Genomic DNA, 19,610 nt, shown 5'->3' with positions numbered 1-19,610 from the left:
GTCAGAGTCTCAATTCATACAAAATACTTTAGCTTAAAATATATTTTTCTACCACTTCGGCCACACCATTATTGTTATTAGAAGCAACAATAACATTGGCATGATGACGAAGTTCTGGTGTAACATTATCTACCCAAACCCCTAATCCTGCATATTCAATCATTGTTAAATCATTACCCGCATTGCCTACCGCAATAATTTCTTCCTGACTAATTTCTAATTTCTTTGCCAAACGAGCAATACTTGCAGCTTTATCTATTCCCTGCGGCATTACCTCTAAGAAGAAAGGTTTAGAAATGGCCACACTTTTATTTGGTTTCTCTTTCTTCAGTTTCGTTTCAACTATTTTTAGGTATTCAGGATCTTCTAATAGAATACATTTTACTGCCGATTCATTTACAGCAGTCTTAAAACAGTCTACCTTATTTAATTTCATCTGAGTAAGTTCCACCTCAACATCAATATATTTCGATGTTGATTCACTAATAATACTATCTGAAGAATATGTGATAATATCTACATTATTGGCCAAAGAAAAATCGTATAACCCATGAATTTGCTCTTTACTTAGAGTTTGCTCAAAAATTGGGATCTTCCTGTTTAGATCGGTAATAATAGCTCCATTGTAGGAAATAATATAAGAACCATACTTTTTCAGATCAAGTTCTTCGGCATATTTTAACATAGCTTGTGTAGGTCTTCCCGAGGCTAAAACTACGTAAACTCCTTGTTCCTGGGCTTTTACCAACAACTCTTTATTTCTTTCCGAAATGCAATGATCATCGCTTAATAACGTATCATCTAAATCCAGAACTAACATTTTATATTTCATCTCTACTTCTTTTAACTATCTCTTTATACAAGTCCTACCTCCTCTTTACAAGACGATTTTCCAGGCAGAGATTTTTATTTAAGCCTGCGAAAATAAAAACAATTATTGAATTCTCCCAAAATCGAATTTTAATTAATTTAAGTTGATTTTATAAATCCATTTTTTAGTTTGCAAATAAAAAAAAAAGCGAAACCTAATAAGTCTCACTTTCTACTAATTCAATTATTTATTAAAAGTTATCTTTACTTTTTAATCTATGATTGTTTTACAAAAAAATCTAATTTTTTACTTTCTACTTCTTCCAGCGATTTTAATTTTAAATGGCGTCGAAACTTACCTTTTCCTTCAAGTAATTTATCCGGATCATTAAATTTAAATCCAACACTAAACTCAAAAGAAACATGATTTGTATAAGCAAATATTCCTCCAAAATCCTCTTCCAGGGAAAATAGGATTCCTCCATACATTATTCGCTCTTTTGCATTCGGATAATTATCAAAAACCACCTTACGTGAAGCTATAATTATTTGATGATTGAGCGGGTTTGTTTTACATAAGCAATCGATAAATTCCCGTACCTCTTTGTTGATAGATTTTTTCATAAGAATATAATTTTAGATTCTCAAATCGGCTTTAATATCATTACAATACGAGCTAGCTATTACTATTTTTCACACACCCATATTTTTCTGGTAAAATTTCTTTTCCCACTTTTACTAACAACGCAATAATCTAACAAATTTAATCCAACATTGTGAATTAAATTTGTAATGTCAGAGGTTGATACAATCACTAAGCGATCTGTAAGCATCGCTGTATACCTAACAATATGCAGAATATCCTCATCGCTTGCGCAACTGTATAAATTGTATGGAAGATCGATAATGGCAGCATCGTAACTTTCGTTAATATCTTTTATATCAGAACGATAAACATTTGTAGAATAATTAAAATATGAAAGGTTCTCTCTTGCATCTCTACATATTTTCCAGTTAATTTCACAACCTTCTATCTTATAACCGGCAAAACAAGCTTCTAACATTATTGTACCAACACCACAGCAAGCATCTAGCAAAATACTATTTTTATTATCCTTTATAGCAATATTAACCAGAGCTTTAGCAACCTTTATATTTATTGAATTACTATAAGAACATGGTTTTTTCTTGTGCTTTTTCCATTCATAATTATTCTTAATTAAACTCCCAAAAAACCAAATTCCCTCGTAATAACATATAGCATAAGTTACTTTTGGATTATAATAATCGGGATCACCTTCAATACTATAGCCAACATCTTTTAACTTCCCAAGCCTATCCCCATATTCTGTTGGATCACCATCAACAACTAAATATTCAACTTTAAAACCATTAATGTGTATATTTTCTTTTTTTATTTCACTTATGAGATTTGAATAATCTTTCGAAAATGAAATCACATCAAGTCTCTTTTTTATAAAAGCACTATTTGATGGTTCTACTTTTAGATCGGAAAAAAGCAATTTATTATTTTCTTCCTTACCAAAAATATATTTTGATTCGAGCTTACATAACTCACTTTCTGTATGATCATAACTAAAGAAATAGATGTGCTTATTAATTTGCATATTTTCTATGTTTTGTGGCAATTTTAAAAATGTGCCTTTACAATTTATCAAAAGTCAGTTAATATTTACCTTCCCATTCCTTATAGAACTCCTCGAGATACTGTTCCATAAAAACATGACGTTTTTCGGCCATAGCTATTCCAGCTTTGGTATTCATTCTGTCTTTTAAAAGCAATAGTTTTTCGTAGAAATGATTAATGGTTGGAGCTGTTGAGTTTTTATACTCTTCTTTGCTCATATTCAGGTTTGGTAATATTGCAGGATCATAAATCGCACGATTCTTATGTCCTCCATAATTAAAAGTACGAGCAATTCCTATGGCACCCAAAGCATCCATACGGTCGGCATCTTGCACCACATCCAGTTCGAGCGACTTAAATTTTTGTCTTTCTTTACCTCCTTTAAATGAAATATTCTTAATAATTTCTACTACATGCTGAATACTATCTTGATCAACCAATAAAGAAGAAAGAAATTCTCTGGCCATTCTTGGACCAACTTCTTCATCTCCATCATGAAATTTTGAATCGGCAATATCATGTAGTAAAGCACCTAATTCAACTATAAATAAATCTACTTTTTCACTAACAGCTAACTTCTTCGCCGTTTTCCATACTCGATAAATATGAAACCAATCGTGTCCCCCTTCGGCATCGGCAAGTGTTTGTTTTACAAATTCTATTGTTTGGGTAATAATTTGGTCTTTACACATATCTAATTATTAATAATATTAACAGTTACTATCATAAAAATTACCCCGATCAAAACCTCATGAATCTCTTTAACAGCTTGGGTAAGTGAAGAACTCAAATTTTCACTTGCAATAATTTTCTTAATTTTATCTTTGTATTTTTTAGCTTTCTGTTTTCCAAACACCTCTTCGTTTAATTCACACATATCAATTAAACTTATCAGCATCATCTCCTGCAAATTTACTTCACAATTATTTGTTAATAGTTCACTCAAATGCTTTCTCAACTCATTTTCGGGTTTGGCATTTCTGGTTGGATATTTATCGTTTGTAAACACCCAAAGAATTTTTTCTTCCTTTTTGCTAAGAATGCCAGCATCTATTAATCTGTCTACTGTTTTCTGCTTTATGTAAGATTCGTCACCGCCTATTACTTCAACCCAATCCTGAATCTCCTTTTCTTTTTTCGCCTTACGAATGGTATCTAAAAAGTGATCTAACAATTGATTATTACAGGATTTATGCGATTTCACCTTCAATTTTTTCTCACAAACTTCAATCTTATCTTGTAAAGAAAGTTCTAATATAACAGCACCCGCCAACCCATATCCAAAAGACATTGAATTGGCAATAAAACTACCCTTCACATCGTCTAAGGCAAGGAGTGTAAGTTGATCAACTAAATTTAACTTCATGATTTTAAAATTTGAAAGTCCTAATGTAACAAATTAATAGAAACGACCTGAAATCATGATACTGTTACTTTTCACTTTTCATGAAACAGGCAAAAATTAATCCCAACAGAATTTTCAATTGGGATTAATATCAATAAATAGTGTATACTGCGAATAATCTTAGTGCGTAATTGAAAACACCTCTATTGAATTCATATTACCACCTCCCTGCTTGGGACTTCCGGCAGCAAAATATATTTTGTTTTTATAAAAAATAGCATTGCTTCCATGTCGGCCAATTTTAAATGGGGACAACAGCTCCCATTCTCCGGTTTCTATATCAAGACATTGCGTTTCAGCATAAGCTTTTCTGCTCATTCCTTCGCCACCCATGTAAACAATCTTATTGTCTATAGCTACAATTCCACCCGCGGCAGTTGGCACTGGAAGTGGGTTCTTATGTGTAAACCATTTGTCAGTTTTAAAATCATATTCATCAACAAAAGGGATGGTTGCGCTAAAAAATGCGCCAAAATTATTTTTATAATGAACGCTGGTGTTTCTTCCGCCAATACAGTATAACTTATCATTAAGCACAATAGCCGAGAAATGATCTCGAACATGGGGCGCCTTGGTTAAACTTTTCCATTTTTTAGTCTCTAAATCATAAGAATCGAAACGATTAGTAGTACCACTGGTATGTCCATATTCTATTCCGCAAGTCATATAAATTTTATGATCACGAATTACTACTCCCGCACTCCCTCTTCGCATTTCAAAAGGAATCTCGGCACCTTTCCTCCATTTATCTTGCTTTGGATAATAAATCCAAATGTATTTACAAGGAGTTTCCTTTGGATAAGGTCCAGTCATAGCGCCTGCCAAATAAATAGCATCTTTATATACTACTGCCTGAAAATGGTGGAACTCCAAAGGTGTCTTTCCTTTTGTTTCCCAGGAATTTGTTAGCGGATCGAATACATTTACAGGTTTAATCCCTCTGCCTCCAATCAAATAAAACTTGTCTTGAAATTCGACAAAAGCATTTTCGTGTCGCCCGACTACGGTTCCACTAGTTTCCAAAATATTCCAACGATAATCTTTTAAATTTTGTGCATTTACACTTAGTACTGCTGCAAAAATCAGCAATGTGACATATATTTTTTTTATCATTTTTCCAGATATAAGAATGAATTTTATTTCGATTCAATTATTATAGTTTATGTTTGGTATCATAAACAGGAGTTATCAAATTCTCTTTTACCTGATATTTACTTTCAGCAGCCCAGGCAAAGCCTCTTTTTAGCAGTATCCACACCGATGGATTATCAAAATCTTTTGGTTCATGACCAATTGATAAATTGTAAACCCGACCTTTCCCATAATACTTTTTCCAAGCAACGGGCATTACAGCTCCATCAATCCACGAATTGTGTTCTCCACTAAAAGTAGTTGTTGCCAGCACTTTTGAATTCGGATCGACCAACATGTAATATTGTTCGGTATTTTCAACTCTAAAATCATTTAGATCATCAGTAATTGGATCTTCAGTATCACAAATATTGACTTCGTAATTAATTTTACCACCAGGATGCGCAGCCCATTGTCCGCCAACCATATACAAATATTCAGCCTGATTGCGAAACGAATCACCAATACCACCATGACAACCGGCTAAACCTGTTCCATTACGAACTGCTTTCAGCAATCCGTTCACCTGTTCTTTACTAATGTCCCCCATGGTCCACGATTGAATCACCAAATCCGTTTCAGCCATCAATTTCTCGTCGGTATAAGAATCTAAACTGGTCGAAATGGTCAAGTCAGCTCCTTCAGCTTTTAGCCAGGGAACAATTTTATCGACAAAAGCTTTTGGATTGTGTCCTCCCCAACCACCATACACGATTAATACTTTCTTGCCTTTTAAACAAGGTATTTTACTAATCTGAGCAAAACTGCTTAAATTGGCCGCAAAACAAAAGGCAATTAAAAAGGCAACTCGAACTGTTTTTAACATTATTTTCTATTTTGATTAAAAAATGCTTGGTGGGCTATTTTATTCTAAAAATAAAAAAATATCCGCGCAAAGCGCCTATTTACTATTTCTAAAAATAAATTTTCCTTCTCATTTTATTCAACACCAATGCTAGCTTATACTTTTTTAGAATACTCCTTTATCAATTTAAGCTGTTCTTTTTAATCGTAAATATTAAAAGCACAAAAAATCCCAATAGAATATTCTATCGGGATTTCCCTGTATGAACACACCATTGCATGTTCCTGCAAATAAATTTAATAACCTACCCCTGCAGCCATAATATTATTAGGATCAAATGCGTGGCAAGGTGTTACACCATGTACCATATCGCATTTAGGACAATGTCCTTCAAACTCTTCCATGGTAAATGTTTCTTTGCAACCATGGCATTCGATATCCAATGGCATTGGCATCAATTGCTGAGCAAAACCCATCATTCTTACTTTATCAACTACTTGTTGTCCGTTCTCAAAACTTCCTGCGCAACCGTCATGCATAATTTTTTCCTCCTGTTATTAGAATTGAGAAATTAATTCAATTCTATATTTTATTTATATTCTTACTTTCTATATTTCAACTTTCATCACCCCTCTGCCTGTCGCTATTTCCCCTTAAAAAGGGAGAATTCACCTAATCTTCTGTTCTCAAATAAATTTTCAGGTCTATCCTAATTTTTAACTAATAACTCGTAATTCTTAATTAAAAACCTATGTCTTCTTTACGAATAGTTTCTCCCTGTCGTAAACGAGTTCTCATGTTCTGAATAACCGAATCCATACGTTCCAATTCTGTAAGCAAAGCATCTTCTTCTCCACTGGTATCAATTACTTTATGGATTCCTCCATTTTTAATTACAATTCTTCTATCGCCCATTAAAGCTAGAATAGGATCGTGAGTTGCCATTAATACAATTTTCTCTTCGCCCACCAATAATTCCAATGCTTTTTTACGATCGATACCTGCGTTCTCAATCTCATCAATCAGAATAATTGGCGACTTACTTAAAATTGCCGTATCGGCAATCATTAATGCTCTCGATTGTCCACCACTTAAACTTGTAATTGGTGTTGTCAGTTCAAATTTCTCTCCGGCTAAATTATTTGCCTGATCAAAAATCTTCATAATTACACCTTCAACATCTTCAACCAAACGACTTTGAGCATGCAGCTCAATAAACTCATATACGGAAAGATCCATAACAAAGTTCATATTCTGAGAAAGCTGAGCAACAAGCTTATGCCCCGAAGTTACACGCCATTTTTTATCTCCTTTTTCTCCATTTATCAATACAGATCTTGAAGTAGGTGTATCATTACTCGCTACCCATTCAATATCTGCCAGCAAACGACTTTTTCCCGATCCCGTTGGACCCACAATACAAACAATTTCACTTTTATTAATGGTCAATTCTTCAAACTGCTCTTTCTCTCCCGATTTATTTGTTCCTGGTAAAAGGGTAATACTGTCCACTCCATCGTCCTCATCTTCCCCTAAAAAAGCGAGCATTTGTGTAATGTATTCAGTCATCGATTCCAATACCTGCAACTTATCCATGGCACGATTTTCCTTTTCTTCTTCATCATCAAGAATACTCAAAAAATCATCTAACTTTTCATTGATTTGACCATCAACTTCCAAGGTATTCTCTTCAAAAAATCCCGGAAGGAAAGGATATTGCTCAAATAAATCAGCAATAGTTTGTTCTTTTATATCTTGTATTGTGATCATGTTGTTTTTGTATTTACTTTCCTATTTTACACCCTCTCCCTGTCGGGATCTCCCTTATAAAGGGAAAATTCTTTAATTCTACACTTAATTATTGGGGTTTGGAAATTGAAATTTGGATTTTTTACTTTATCCCTTTGACTTCATCCTTATTATTTCTTCCCTTTCTTATCTTCCATATCTATCTTTCTCACGTTACCCATTTGGTAACTTTCTCCAATTCGGGTTTCCCCTAAACAATAAGAACATAATGCCGATGGCATTGAGAATCTAAGTTTCTCGCCCACTAAGGTTTTCACCTCAACTTTATCATCGTACAACAAGGTACTTAATTCGTAGGCCCCTTGTCCGGTTAGTCCGTTAACATGCATAATATTTGCACCCGGATTTACCTGATTTACTCTCGAAGCGAATACTTCTCTTTCTGCTTGAGAAACAATATCTCCTTTGGTAATGATAACATAGTCGGCACTCTTTAACATCGGACCAATTTTCTTTGGCGTGTTTATCCCACTTAAATTATCAATTACACAAACCGCAGTAACACTCTTCACATAAGGAGAACAACGGTTACACAATCCAGCACTCTCTGTAATTAGAATATCTAATCCTTCTTTCAATCCCCACTGGGTAACTTCCTCAATATTACTCACAAAGTAGTGGTCAGGACAAAGTGATCCTGATAATCCCTTCTTTACTTTCACTCCTGCTTTCTCATATAAAATATCATCATCTGTATAAAGACAATCAAATTTTACCACTCCAACTTCCAATCCTCTTTTTTGAAACGAATCGATGGTTTTTAAAATCACCGCTGTTTTTCCCGACGAAGGAGGTCCTGAAACTGTAACTAAGTTCATATCTAGTGTTGTTTTCTATTAGTGTTTACTCATTAATCATTGCTAGGAGTATAATTCAAAGGCCCTATATTTGCAAATGATTCATCCTGAATAGATTTATTAAAAATGCCTTCACATTTTTTAATCATACTTCCAATATCGTTACTATTAATGTAATCCCAACCTAACCACATGAATTTATTCTCTTCTGGCAATCGATTATCAACATTTGGATTGATACTTGGGAACAAACCTTGGTGCGAAAGAATCTCACCCACTCTCTCCGATGCAAAGAAATCAATTACTGGCTGCGTTTTTTCCAGGCGATCCTCTTTTGTGAGCATAAAAATAGGACTGATAATCGCTCCATCTTCTGGCCAAACTGCAATCATTGGGCCTCCAACTTTTACCATTTTAGTAAAGAAATAAGGCATAATTGTAATGGCTGGCTTTTGGTTCTTTTTGGTATGCGATTTTACCATTTGAGATGGGTGCATACTCTCGAGTAAACAAGCTCCTAAACCTCTAACTCCTTCTTCTCCGTAGGCTTTGTAAATATGAAGTAACATAGAGTTGAACAAATCAAAATCGCTAATTGGCAAACTCACACTTCTTTTAAATTCAGGCTTAAAAATATCTGCCCATGTACGAGGAACTTGTCTATCGCCCAACTCATCCTTGTTTACCAAGAATACTGCTGGTACAACTCCAATCATTGAATAATGTCCTTGTGGATCTTTTAAGCTAATCTCATCATTATCAAAATCCTTGTTCAAGCGATCGAAACCTGTGCTATCTTTAAATACGCCCTGCTTTTTAAATTTCCCCATTAGGTTGTCGTCGAAAAATAAATCGAAACCTGCAGAAATAAAAATATCAGCTAAATTATCGGTATTCTCCTGATTAATTACATCATCAATTAACCAATCTAATCCCATCGAAGCAGCTTTTAAATCATATACGATTTCATTATCGTGCTCCTTTTCATAGTCGGATATAAATCCCTCAATACCTTCAACTAAAGGAACACGAACCGGACAAGGAAGTAATCCTTGAATGTGAACCGAATCTGCCTTTTGTTTTTTAGTATTCTGGTTCAAATCACCATCAACTTGTTTGCGATTCAAATCAATTCCTTCTACTAATAAAGCAGTAAAAGTATCCACATTTAATTTCTTCATCTTTAAAGCCATCTCCAGAGAAAGTGATTTTCCAAAAAGCGCTCTCTTCTTCTCATCCTCCAATTGCTTAAATCCATTTGAAACGAAAATTTTTACCGTTTCGGGGTATCTCGTGCAAATATCAAGTAAACTATCTGTGGTATTAAAATATTGATTCTCCATCTTGAAAAAGATTATTTAATGATTTTCTGATACAAATGTAGATCTATGCACAAAAAAAAACTGTAACCAATGTTACATATTTTATTTTTTTGCGTAGAACAGATGTAACAGATACACCTTAGTGTAATTATATACATTGACGAATGATTGTTATTTTATGACTAATTATACATTAATCTTGATTAAATTTCCACTTTGCTTTTTTTAAAGTATATTTATAACAGAATTAAAATACAAAATCACAGAATAACAAAATCATTTTTTTAAGAATGATAAATGTTAAAAACATATCAAAACAATCTCGCATGAGAATATTCTTGATTCTCATAGGTATTTTACTGCCTAATTTACTATTCTCTCAAACCGAAGAAGTTAAGATTAAATCTAATCATCAGGTAATGTATTGCTCTGCAAACAATGGCATTGCTCTTCCCGAACAAGAAATTAGAATTCAAATTGAAGGACCTGAAAATAAAAAATGGTTTGTTAGCTATTCTATTAACAACAGCCCTACAATGGTTTTATATAGTAAAAATGCAGTACAACTTTCAAAATACAATCTTTCATTGCTTTTAAAAAACTATAGTGGAAAAATTAAAAACTACACCATTGAGTTAAAGAAAGCCTGGTTCGAAGATTTTACTCCAATAAATATCGCCAAAGGTTACGAATCAACAACCATTCAAATATTACCTCTGCCAAGTCCTGAGGTCGAAGACTATTACCCAAAAGCAAAAAGCAAATCGAAACAAGATTATACAGCTTTAATTGGGAAATATTCAACTTATTCTGTTTTACTTCCCGAAGGAGCTAAATTACTTGATAAAAAAAACAATGAATCATCGGATAAACAAAGAATTGAGCTTACTGTAGAATGGCCCGAAGAAGAAGGAGCTCATATTTTAAAATTAATAGAAACGGATGCTTTTGGTTGTAATAGTGATACAATTTTTGCAGGAATTGAAATTGTGAAAAAATTTAATGTTGATCTGGGAGAAACCAAACACATTTGCAAAGGAGATTCAATTACTCTTCGCGCCCAAATCGATTTACCATCACAATATTCATATCAATGGAGTACTAATGAAACAAGTGATTCTATAATTGTAAGTAAAGAAGGAAATTATACCGTAAGTGTAACTGATTTAAATGATAATCAGACTATATCGACAAATGTCGATATAATAGTACACGAACCACCAGAAATTAATATTGCCGATCGTATCATCATAGATAAAAACAATTCGGTAATCGATATTTATTCTGAAGGCTGCAGCTATTTATGGAGCGATGGTTCCACAGAAAGTAGTAATCAATTTTTAAAAACCGGAGAATATTCAGTAGTAAAAACATCGGACTTTGGATGTTCCAACACAAAATCATTCAAAACAAAAACACAGGAAGATCTTTTCACTCTCTATCTACCCGACATACTACACATGTGTGGCGAAGAAAAAACAAGCCTAAGTCCAAAACTATCAATTAATCAGACCTATACATTTAAATGGAATAATGGTTCTACAAACGAAAGCATCCCTATCGAGAAAGAAGGAAATTACATACTTACGGTAAGCGATTCAGATGGATTTGAAAAAACCGATAGTACCCGGGTAATTTATCATGCAAACCCAATTATCGATTTAGGCGAAGATCTTGTTCTCTGGGAAGGAGAAACAGCAGTACTTGATGCTAAAAATTCTGGTGCCGATTATACCTGGAGTAATGGAGAAAATTCACAAAAAATTACAATTAACAGCGGTGGCAATTTTACTGTTGAGGTATCAGATCAGTATGGTTGTTCGAATAAAGATACTATTTACGTTGATTATAAGAATGGTCAAAAGTTCGGTGTTTTTATTGGCGAAGATCAATCCATATGTAAAGGAGATTCTGTTTTAATTACAGTTCAAATCGAAGGAAATCCAACTTATCCTCTTAACTATAACTGGGCAGATTTAAAACAGAATACTCCCGAAATATATTTAACCAAATCAGGAACACAATGCCTCGAAGTCTCAGATGCAAACGGAAACATTGAATCGGACTGCCTGGATATTAAAATGCTCAGTATACCTATAATTAACCTTGGTAAGGATTTTATATCCTACCCCAACGATGGAATTATTTTAGATGCAGGAAACCCAGGATGTTTTTATACGTGGTCTACAGGAGAAATATCTCAAAAAATATCAATAAATACCGAAGGAAAATATTGGGTAAAAGTAAACAACGAATTTAATTGTTCTGCGCAAGATACAATTGAGGTCGGATTTGCAAAAGATTATCCCTTTGTTGGACTTCCAAAAGCATTTACGCCCAATGGTGATGGACATAATGATAAGCTATTTATTAGAGGTACAGATTTTAAGGAGGCACACCTAATAATATATAATCGATTGGGACATAAACTGTTTGAAACTAAAAGCATAAACAAAGGTTGGGACGGATTTTACAAAGGAGAACTTCAAAACATTGACGTATACATTTATGTATTAGAAGTTATTTATTTAGACAACAGAAAGATCTTAAAAAAAGGCAACGTATCGCTTCTTCGCTAACAAACTTTCAATTTTACTTAAAGTTGTGTAAATTGTGCAGAACAAATACCCATTCAAAGTAAATTCTATGCTAACTGCTAAAAACCTCAGTAAATCATACAAAAATATAAAAGCTCTATCCAATTTAAACCTTACCATTCCGAAAGGTGAATTATATGGAATGCTAGGACCTAACGGAGCGGGAAAAACCACCACAATCAGTATCTTAAGTTCTCTTTTAAAACCCGACTCGGGAGAGATAATGTACAATGGTAAATCTCTATATCAAAATCTATCCGAATGTAAAAAACTAATTGGTGTTGTTCCTCAGGAAATTGCTCTTTACGAAGATTTAACAGCTAAAGAAAATCTTAATTTTTGGGGCACTATGTACGGAATAAAAGGCAAAAAACTTAAGCAAAAGAGCGATGAGTTACTAAATTTTTTAGGACTTACAGAACGTAAAAACCACAAAATAAAAACATACTCGGGAGGAATGAAACGAAGAATAAACATTGCAGCAGCACTTCTTCACGAACCTGAAATTGTATTTATGGATGAGCCCACTGTAGGCATCGACCCACAAAGCAGAAATCTTATTTTTGAAGTAATTGAGGAACTTCATTCTCGTGGTTTAACTATGATTTACACCACTCATTATATGGAAGAAGCAGAACGATTATGCGATAGAATTGGTATTATCGACGAAGGAAAACTTATAGCAGAAGGCAATCTCGATCAATTAAAAAAAGCATCCTCGGTAAAAGAAGAAATTCACCTTAAATTTTCCACAAATAAAGAATCTAATTTAAGTGGTATACAGAATAAATACAAATCTCAGCTTCAATTGCATAAAAATACTATGCTATTTTCCACATCGCAAGCCAATGCCGATCTGCCCGAACTAATTCAATCGTGCGTTAAGTCAAATATTCTTCTCGATAAAATCGACATTCGAAGTCTTAGCTTAGAAAGTATATTCCTTGAATTAACAGGAAAATCATTAAGAGACTAATTTTATCCATTCCTAAATCTATTTTCATGTTTACCATAGCACTAAAAGGCATCAAGCGATATTTTAAAGATAAAACAGCTGTTTTCTTATCGCTACTACTTCCCATAGCTCTTATCACTATTTTTGCATTAATGTACGGAGGTATTGGCTCAAAAAAAGAATCCAGACCCATTTCTCTATTATTTTCCGATCAGGATAATACCCAACTATCGGCAGAAGTATATACAAAATTGAACAATGAGGAAGGATTGAATTTAATTGCCAGGCCCTACAATGAAGCCGAAGAGTTAATACGAAAAGGAAAAAACAGTGCTGTTTTGGTTCTATATAATGGATTTCAGGATTCGGTTAATGCAGGAAAAAAAATACCTATGGAACTTTTCTACGACCAGGCCAAAGAAATTGAAATGGGTCTTTTGCAACAAGCCCTGTGGTCGAACCTATTTGGTATTACCATGAAAAAAGGAATTAAAGGAAAAGTAAGTAATTGGATAAAAGAACAAAATCCAGATCTTAATGATTCTCAAATTACCGACATTCAAACGAAGGTAGAAAATCAATTTAGTGACTTTGAATCTTCAGAAGAATCATCGGAAATAGAAAACAATTCGGGCTTACCTATGACAGCATTGGTTAGCGAAGAAAAAAATGGAAATTTAGGCTTAGTGCAAGCAATTGCCGGAATAGCCATAATGATGTTACTTTTTAGTGTGTCGGCCAGCGGAGCTACCCTACTTCAGGAAAAAGAAGATGGAACATTTCGTCGCCTGTTAATTACACCGATTAATCCGTCTGAAATTCTGTTTGGTAAAATGTTATCTACACTTTTTATGTCGATACTACAACTTACCATTATGTTTATATATTCCTGGTTGGTTTTAGGTTTAGATATTTTCATTAATCTACCAGCATTACTGTTAATGATACTCTGCGCAGCTATTGCATGCTCTAGCTTTGGAATTTTCATGGCATCGGTATGCAAAAGCCGCAAGCAAGTTGAAAGTTTATCTACCTTAATTATACTGATAATTTCGGCTCTTGGTGGCAGTATGATGCCACTGTTTTTTATGCCGGCAATTATGAAAAAACTAGCTGTTATTTCGGTTAACTATTGGGCTATGGAAGGATTCTTCGATATTTTCTGGAGACAATTACCAATCATTGATATCTTGCCAAAAATGTTGATATTACTTGGAATAGGCGCTGTATTAACTAGCATTTCGATTGTTGCTTTCAAACGTAATTATCTAAAAATGATATAAATCAATAAAAGAGTAAATAAAATATCCAAGAGAACATATTGTAAAAATATGTTCTTCTTTGAATCAAATCCTATTCTTTAAATAAGATAAAATTATCTTTTATTTTTGAAGATTAACAGGAAACCACTATTATTGAGGAATCATTAAAAAACAGGAATAATGCTATATCAACAACTATCTCAATCGCCGGTTTTCAGAGGAATAAATGCTGATGAACTGGAAATTCTATTAAGTAAAGCACAATATCAAATTAAAAAATACTCAAAAGGAGATATGGTCGCTTTTCGTGAAGATCGTTGTGAAAATTTGATGATTGTATTAAAAGGAAGTGTAAAAGGAGAAATGCTCGATCCATCAGGAAAAAGCATTAAAATAGAAGATATTATGGCACCCTATCCTATTGCCTCGGCTTTTTTATTCGGGCAACGAAATCAATTTCCTGTGAATGTAACAGCAAACGATAATGTCGAGATATTTTCATTAAGCAAAGCATCGGTAGTAGATCTTTTTCAGGAAAATAAAATATTTCTAACAAACTATCTAAACTCAATCTCGAATCGGAGCCAGTTTTTGGCAAACAAACTCATGTTTCTAAATTTTAAAACCATAAAAGGAAAACTAGCCAACTACATTCTAAAATTAGCAGCTCCTGATAAAAAAGAAATCACATTTCCGAAGTCACAAGCCGAAATGGCCAATTTTTTTGGTGTAACCCGCCCTTCCTTTGCCCGAAGTTTAAAAGAAATAGAACAAGAAGGCATTATTGAAATTAACAGAAGAAATATAAAAATCATAAACAAACAACAACTTATCAGGCTTCTTCAACAATAGGTCATTTTTTTTAAAGAACATGTTGCTTAGGCAATTCAGAAAGAAAAATATTCTTAATTTTGGGAGCTGAAAAACTGAATGAATAAAATTACTTATTCTGTTTTTCTATTTTTTGTTTCTCATAGGATTTGATGCAACAAAAAGATTTTAAAGTCTGAAAATGCAAAATATTCAAAATCATAAAGAATGCACAATAAAAACAACATTACTAATAAGATTTTTTGGGTAGGAACTAACGATCGTAGAACCCAGCTTTTTGAGAACTACTGGCCATTACCCAAAGGAGTTGCCTATAATTCGTATGTTATTGTCGACGAAAAAATAGCCATTGTTGATACTGTTGAAAAAGGTACAATGGATGAATATTTAGATAATATAGAGGAAGTTCTTGACGGCCGAAAAGCTGATTATCTAATCATAAATCACATGGAACCTGATCATTCCGGATCAATCCGTTCTCTTTCGGAACGTTATCCAGACATGAAAATTGTTGGAAACAAAAAAACATTTCCAATGTTGGAGCGTTTCTACGGAATTAAAAATAACCTTTTAGAGGTTAAAGAAGGCGAACAAATTGATTTAGGCGAACACAAACTAAATTTTTATATGGTGCCAATGTTGCACTGGCCTGAAACAATGGTAACATTTGAATCGACCAATGGAATTTTGTTCTCGGGAGATGCTTTTGGTGCATTTGGAACTCTTGATGGTGGTATTTTTGATGATGAATTGGATATGGCTTATCTGGAAGATGAGATTAGCCGCTACTATGCAAATATTGTTGGTAAATATGGCCGACCAACCCAAAACGCATTAAAAAAATTAGGCGGACTGGATCTTAAAATGATTTGTGCCACGCACGGACCAATTTGGAGAAGTCATATTACCGATATTATTGCTAAATATGACAAATGGAGCCAGTACAAAACCGACGAAGGTTGTGTTATTGTTTACTCATCGATGTATGGGAATACAGAAAAAATGGCCGATAATATCGCCCGCCAGTTGGTAAAACGTGGAATTAAAAAAATTCGCATTCACGATTCATCTAAAACTCATCCATCATATATCATTAATGATATTTTTAAATTTAGAGGTGTTATTTTAGGAAGCTGTGCATATAATGGCAATGTTTTTCCTACAATGGAAACCATAATTAACGAGCTAGAACACATGGGCATAAAAGATCATGTTCTTGGTGTATTTGGTTCTAAATCCTGGGGAGGCGGCGGCCTTAAACGATTAAACAAATTTGCAGAGGCTATTAAATGGGAAACCATTGAGGCAACACCGGAAGCTCTTTGTGCACCAAATAGCGAAGATTTCGACCAATGTGCCGCTTTAGCCGAAGGAATGGCAAATAGATTAAAGGAACTTTACAAGTAATAGAATTACTTCATATATATTTAAAACTCCTCCAAACTGGGGGAGTTTTTTTTATATCTAAAACTGAGGTTGATAAGAAATACCAAGCTGTAAACGCATCGAATCGTAATGATCTGAGTGATCTAAACTAAAAGTAAGGTCGGCAAATAAATTTGATCGCAGCTTACTTCTAATACCTAATGCAGGCACAAACCATGCATTATAATTCAAAAAATTATCATTATCATGCTGTCTATAGTCTTCTTCCTCTTCTTTCGGATTAATTATTGTTTCTGCTAAAGATAAAAAATCAGTACCCACACCTAAAAAAGGCTGTACTTTTCCTTTGCAAACATACCACTTGGCATGCAATAAGCACAAAAATTGCTTTCGATTAAAATTAAGTTTATTTGCTTTATCCTTATTCAAAACTTCATCCCAAAATTTTAAATTAAACTCGGTTCCACCATAAAACCGTCCATTATTCCAACCCAAATTTAAACTATATACTTGTTCTGATCTTGCAATTTTGCTAGCAGAACCAATTGTCCAGTTACACCCTGTATGAAAACCAATTTCAAACTCTGTTATCAAATCCAGGTCAAGTTTATCTTTTTTAACTGATTTTGAATACTGATAATATTTTACCTGCGCTATGGAATGACTATATGAAAGCAGCAGAATAACGAGTACAGTAATGATTCCTTTGTAATTCATAGGCTACTAATTAAAAAACAATCCCCACTTGCAAACGTAAAAAAGTATACTTATCCGATGCATTCACACTACACCCCACGTTTCCAGAAACATCTGGTCCCATTTCCCAACGAACACCAAAATTTGGAACAATCCATGCATTATAATTAGATTCTTCATCAGAATCATTACAAGTATAATTATCATAGCAATCATCCTCTTCGTATGTAAAAATACTCTCGCCCAAGCTAATTAAGTCGGTTCCCAGTCCCAGGTATGGTTTAACTTTTCCCTCTCCCATAAACAATTTGGCGTGCACCAACCATAATAGATTAGTCTCCTCAAAATTCAATTCTTCAGCATCAGCAGCATCTTTAAAATCGTTCCACGAGGTAAGTGTAAACTCGGTTCCTACATAAAAAACACCACTATTTATACCTAAATCGAGACTAAAAGAGTTGCCTTTTTGAGCATATTCCTTTACATCACCCGATGTCCATGCTGGTCCATAATGAAAACCTACTTCAAATTCTGAGCCTTTTGATACTTTAGGAACTTTTTCCTGATAAGAATACTGAGCCATAGAAACAACAGAACATAAAAGTAAATTCATTGCCAAAAACAGGATCGTTACAATTTTCATAATTTTAATTTTAAGCTTACCATATTACAGTCTTTGTATTTGACTTTCACAGATATGACAATACTTAAAACCCAATCACGTATTCGAATTAAATAACTTAACAGTTTTTAACAAAAAAAGCCGCCATGAATAAACATGACGGCCTCTATATAGTACTAGATAAATTTATTTCAATTTCTCTACTGCTGTTTTTATTCTTTTAATAGCTTCGGCCATTTGTTCTTCGCTTGTAGCATAAGACAAACGTAAACATTCCGGAGCACCAAAAGCTTCTCCTGTTACCGTTGCAACATTTGCTGTTTCCAACAAATACAAACTTAAATCGGTAGCATTATTAATTGTTACACTACCATTCGATTTTCCAAACAGTTGAGTTACCTGTGGGAACAAATAAAATGCTCCTTTAGGCTCGCGAATCTCGAAGCCAGGAACTTCTTTTATCTGTGCCAAAGCTAAATCTTTACGTTTACGAAAAGCCTCTCGCATTTCATTTACCGAAGACTGGTCACCATCTAATGCGGCAACCGATGCCATTTGAGCAATAGATGAAGCTCCTGAAGTCATTTGTCCCTGTAGCTTACCACAAGCCTTAGCAATCCATAATGGAGCAGCTATATAACCAATTCTCCATCCAGTCATTGCATAACCTTTAGAAACACCGTTAATAACTACCACACGATCTTTTATATCGGCAAATTGTGCAATACTTTCGTGGGCTCCAACATAATTGATGTGCTCATAAATCTCATCCGACAGAATTACAATATCCGGATACTTTACAAATACATCAGCTAAAGCTCTAAGCTCTTCCTTAGAATATAAACTACCTGTAGGGTTACTTGGCGAACTAAACAGGAATGCTTTGGTTTTAGGAGTAATTGCATTCTCCAGCTGTTCGGCAGTAATTTTAAAATCCTGATCTAAACTTGCCGGAATAAACACACATGTTCCCTCGGCCAATTTTACAATTTCGCTGTAGCTAACCCAAAAAGGAGAAGGAATAATAACCTCATCGCCTTGGTTTACTACACTCATCATTGCATTTGCAATTGACTGTTTGGCACCATTTGAAACTACAATCTGATCTACCGTATAATCCAGCTGATTTTCACGTTTTAGCTTACCTACAACAGCCTTACGTAACTCTACAAAACCGGGTACAGGAGAATAATGAGAATAATTATCATTAATTGCCTGTTGCGCCGCCTTTTTAATGTGATCAGGAGTATTAAAATCGGGTTCACCCACACTCAGATTGATAACATCGATCCCCTGAGCTTTCATTTCTCTACTTTTTTGTGACATTGCAAGCGTTGGAGATAGCTCCATTGCTTCAATTCGATCGGAAACTTTCAACATTCTAGATTAAATTTAGGGATTTAATAATTTGGTTAATACTTTTGTTTAAAATAATTCCCCCATGCTAGCAAAACAAAATTGTATCTTACAACTAATTCTGCTATCAGTGTGTAAATATAATCTTTTTAGACATTCGGGGAGCTCATAAAATTCA

Annotated in this window: 19 protein-coding genes; 5 read left to right on the top strand and 14 right to left on the bottom strand. The window is 34.0% G+C overall.

From position 1 onward, the window contains the following. Window positions 1-28: 28 nt before the first annotated feature. The 11 genes from ACT3CE_RS05540 to ACT3CE_RS05490 all read right to left on the bottom strand — a co-directional run bounded on the left by ACT3CE_RS05540 (window position 29) and on the right by ACT3CE_RS05490 (window position 9,748). A complete protein-coding gene (locus ACT3CE_RS05540) occupies window positions 29-832 on the bottom strand; it encodes a Cof-type HAD-IIB family hydrolase (RefSeq protein WP_444708765.1) in 804 nt (267 codons plus the stop codon). A gap of 254 nt (window positions 833-1,086) precedes the next feature. Then, a complete protein-coding gene (locus ACT3CE_RS05535; protein ID WP_444708764.1) occupies window positions 1,087-1,434 on the bottom strand; it encodes a DUF1801 domain-containing protein in 348 nt (115 codons plus the stop codon). Window positions 1,435-1,496: 62 nt separating this feature from the next. Next, the gene (locus tag ACT3CE_RS05530) at window positions 1,497-2,438 is read right to left on the bottom strand and encodes a TRM11 family SAM-dependent methyltransferase (RefSeq protein ID WP_444708763.1); all 942 of its coding nucleotides are present in this window, start codon (window positions 2,436-2,438) and stop codon (window positions 1,497-1,499) included. Between the two features lie 58 nt (window positions 2,439-2,496). Continuing rightward, window positions 2,497-3,150, bottom strand: coding sequence for an HD domain-containing protein (locus ACT3CE_RS05525; RefSeq protein ID WP_444708762.1), 654 nt, complete (start codon window positions 3,148-3,150; stop codon window positions 2,497-2,499). Between the two features lie 2 nt (window positions 3,151-3,152). Further along, on the bottom strand, window positions 3,153-3,824 hold the full coding sequence (locus tag ACT3CE_RS05520; RefSeq protein WP_444708761.1) for a GOLPH3/VPS74 family protein: 672 nt from the start codon (window positions 3,822-3,824) through the stop codon (window positions 3,153-3,155). Between the two features lie 159 nt (window positions 3,825-3,983). Continuing rightward, window positions 3,984-4,976 (bottom strand): Kelch repeat-containing protein, encoded by a 993-nt coding sequence (locus tag ACT3CE_RS05515; RefSeq protein ID WP_444708760.1) that lies wholly within the window; start codon window positions 4,974-4,976, stop codon window positions 3,984-3,986. 40 nt (window positions 4,977-5,016) lie between these two features. Continuing rightward, a complete protein-coding gene (locus ACT3CE_RS05510; protein WP_444708759.1) occupies window positions 5,017-5,820 on the bottom strand; it encodes a ThuA domain-containing protein in 804 nt (267 codons plus the stop codon). Window positions 5,821-6,095: 275 nt separating this feature from the next. After that, entirely contained in the window at window positions 6,096-6,338 is a 243-nt protein-coding gene (locus ACT3CE_RS05505) for a hypothetical protein (RefSeq protein WP_275108677.1), read from the bottom strand. 202 nt (window positions 6,339-6,540) lie between these two features. Continuing rightward, complete coding sequence (locus ACT3CE_RS05500) at window positions 6,541-7,569, bottom strand: ATP-binding cassette domain-containing protein (RefSeq protein WP_444708758.1); 1,029 nt, start codon at window positions 7,567-7,569, stop codon at window positions 6,541-6,543. A gap of 149 nt (window positions 7,570-7,718) precedes the next feature. Then, on the bottom strand, window positions 7,719-8,426 hold the full coding sequence (locus ACT3CE_RS05495) for a GTP-binding protein (RefSeq protein ID WP_444708757.1): 708 nt from the start codon (window positions 8,424-8,426) through the stop codon (window positions 7,719-7,721). A 32-nt stretch (window positions 8,427-8,458) separates the two neighbouring features. Next, window positions 8,459-9,748, bottom strand: coding sequence for an ABC transporter substrate-binding protein (locus ACT3CE_RS05490; RefSeq protein WP_444708756.1), 1,290 nt, complete (start codon window positions 9,746-9,748; stop codon window positions 8,459-8,461). A 305-nt stretch (window positions 9,749-10,053) separates the two neighbouring features. Here ACT3CE_RS05490 and ACT3CE_RS05485 point away from each other — a divergent pair, with 305 nt between their 5' ends. The 5 genes from ACT3CE_RS05485 (at window position 10,054) to ACT3CE_RS05465 (ending at window position 16,779) form a co-directional block, all read left to right on the top strand. After that, window positions 10,054-12,306, top strand: coding sequence for a T9SS type B sorting domain-containing protein (locus ACT3CE_RS05485; protein ID WP_444708755.1), 2,253 nt, complete (start codon window positions 10,054-10,056; stop codon window positions 12,304-12,306). A 67-nt stretch (window positions 12,307-12,373) separates the two neighbouring features. Next, on the top strand, window positions 12,374-13,300 hold the full coding sequence (locus tag ACT3CE_RS05480; RefSeq protein WP_444708754.1) for an ABC transporter ATP-binding protein: 927 nt from the start codon (window positions 12,374-12,376) through the stop codon (window positions 13,298-13,300). 26 nt (window positions 13,301-13,326) lie between these two features. Continuing rightward, window positions 13,327-14,562 carry an ABC transporter permease gene (locus tag ACT3CE_RS05475; RefSeq protein ID WP_444708753.1) on the top strand — a complete coding sequence of 412 codons (1,236 nt, stop codon included), beginning with the start codon at window positions 13,327-13,329 and terminating at the stop codon, window positions 14,560-14,562. A 159-nt stretch (window positions 14,563-14,721) separates the two neighbouring features. Continuing rightward, a complete protein-coding gene (locus ACT3CE_RS05470) occupies window positions 14,722-15,393 on the top strand; it encodes a Crp/Fnr family transcriptional regulator (protein WP_444708752.1) in 672 nt (223 codons plus the stop codon). 186 nt (window positions 15,394-15,579) lie between these two features. Beyond that, entirely contained in the window at window positions 15,580-16,779 is a 1,200-nt protein-coding gene (locus ACT3CE_RS05465; protein ID WP_444708751.1) for an FprA family A-type flavoprotein, read from the top strand. A 57-nt stretch (window positions 16,780-16,836) separates the two neighbouring features. On the opposite strand, the gene ACT3CE_RS05460 is transcribed toward ACT3CE_RS05465, so the two are convergent. From ACT3CE_RS05460 to ACT3CE_RS05450, 3 genes are all read right to left on the bottom strand, one after another. After that, a complete protein-coding gene (locus tag ACT3CE_RS05460; RefSeq protein ID WP_444708750.1) occupies window positions 16,837-17,475 on the bottom strand; it encodes a hypothetical protein in 639 nt (212 codons plus the stop codon). Between the two features lie 10 nt (window positions 17,476-17,485). Beyond that, window positions 17,486-18,097: a hypothetical protein gene (locus tag ACT3CE_RS05455; protein ID WP_444708749.1), complete on the bottom strand. Its 612-nt coding sequence runs from the start codon at window positions 18,095-18,097 to the stop codon at window positions 17,486-17,488. A 165-nt stretch (window positions 18,098-18,262) separates the two neighbouring features. Continuing rightward, window positions 18,263-19,456 (bottom strand): pyridoxal phosphate-dependent aminotransferase, encoded by a 1,194-nt coding sequence (locus ACT3CE_RS05450; protein ID WP_444708748.1) that lies wholly within the window; start codon window positions 19,454-19,456, stop codon window positions 18,263-18,265. Between the last annotated feature and the right edge of the window lie 154 nt (window positions 19,457-19,610).

The organism is Marinifilum sp. RC60d5, from assembly GCF_052400665.1.
In the GTDB taxonomy this organism is placed as follows: domain Bacteria; phylum Bacteroidota; class Bacteroidia; order Bacteroidales; family Marinifilaceae; genus JBQTGK01.
This window is presented reverse-complemented; position numbering and strand designations above follow the sequence as displayed.

Coding starts and splice junctions, on each gene's coding strand:
- ACT3CE_RS05540 (WP_444708765.1), bottom strand. CDS start 832: ATGAAATATAAAATGTTAGTTCTGGATTTAGATGATACGTTATTAAGC.
- ACT3CE_RS05500 (WP_444708758.1), bottom strand. CDS start 7,569: ATGATCACAATACAAGATATAAAAGAACAAACTATTGCTGATTTATTT.
- ACT3CE_RS05485 (WP_444708755.1), top strand. CDS start 10,054: ATGAGAATATTCTTGATTCTCATAGGTATTTTACTGCCTAATTTACTA.
- ACT3CE_RS05490 (WP_444708756.1), bottom strand. CDS start 9,748: ATGGAGAATCAATATTTTAATACCACAGATAGTTTACTTGATATTTGC.
- ACT3CE_RS05525 (WP_444708762.1), bottom strand. CDS start 3,150: ATGTGTAAAGACCAAATTATTACCCAAACAATAGAATTTGTAAAACAA.
- ACT3CE_RS05455 (WP_444708749.1), bottom strand. CDS start 18,097: ATGAAAATTGTAACGATCCTGTTTTTGGCAATGAATTTACTTTTATGT.
- ACT3CE_RS05530 (WP_444708763.1), bottom strand. CDS start 2,438: ATGCAAATTAATAAGCACATCTATTTCTTTAGTTATGATCATACAGAA.
- ACT3CE_RS05535 (WP_444708764.1), bottom strand. CDS start 1,434: ATGAAAAAATCTATCAACAAAGAGGTACGGGAATTTATCGATTGCTTA.
- ACT3CE_RS05515 (WP_444708760.1), bottom strand. CDS start 4,976: ATGATAAAAAAAATATATGTCACATTGCTGATTTTTGCAGCAGTACTA.
- ACT3CE_RS05495 (WP_444708757.1), bottom strand. CDS start 8,426: ATGAACTTAGTTACAGTTTCAGGACCTCCTTCGTCGGGAAAAACAGCG.
- ACT3CE_RS05510 (WP_444708759.1), bottom strand. CDS start 5,820: ATGTTAAAAACAGTTCGAGTTGCCTTTTTAATTGCCTTTTGTTTTGCG.
- ACT3CE_RS05475 (WP_444708753.1), top strand. CDS start 13,327: ATGTTTACCATAGCACTAAAAGGCATCAAGCGATATTTTAAAGATAAA.
- ACT3CE_RS05450 (WP_444708748.1), bottom strand. CDS start 19,456: ATGTTGAAAGTTTCCGATCGAATTGAAGCAATGGAGCTATCTCCAACG.
- ACT3CE_RS05480 (WP_444708754.1), top strand. CDS start 12,374: ATGCTAACTGCTAAAAACCTCAGTAAATCATACAAAAATATAAAAGCT.
- ACT3CE_RS05460 (WP_444708750.1), bottom strand. CDS start 17,475: ATGAATTACAAAGGAATCATTACTGTACTCGTTATTCTGCTGCTTTCA.
- ACT3CE_RS05470 (WP_444708752.1), top strand. CDS start 14,722: ATGCTATATCAACAACTATCTCAATCGCCGGTTTTCAGAGGAATAAAT.
- ACT3CE_RS05505 (WP_275108677.1), bottom strand. CDS start 6,338: ATGCATGACGGTTGCGCAGGAAGTTTTGAGAACGGACAACAAGTAGTT.
- ACT3CE_RS05465 (WP_444708751.1), top strand. CDS start 15,580: ATGCACAATAAAAACAACATTACTAATAAGATTTTTTGGGTAGGAACT.
- ACT3CE_RS05520 (WP_444708761.1), bottom strand. CDS start 3,824: ATGAAGTTAAATTTAGTTGATCAACTTACACTCCTTGCCTTAGACGAT.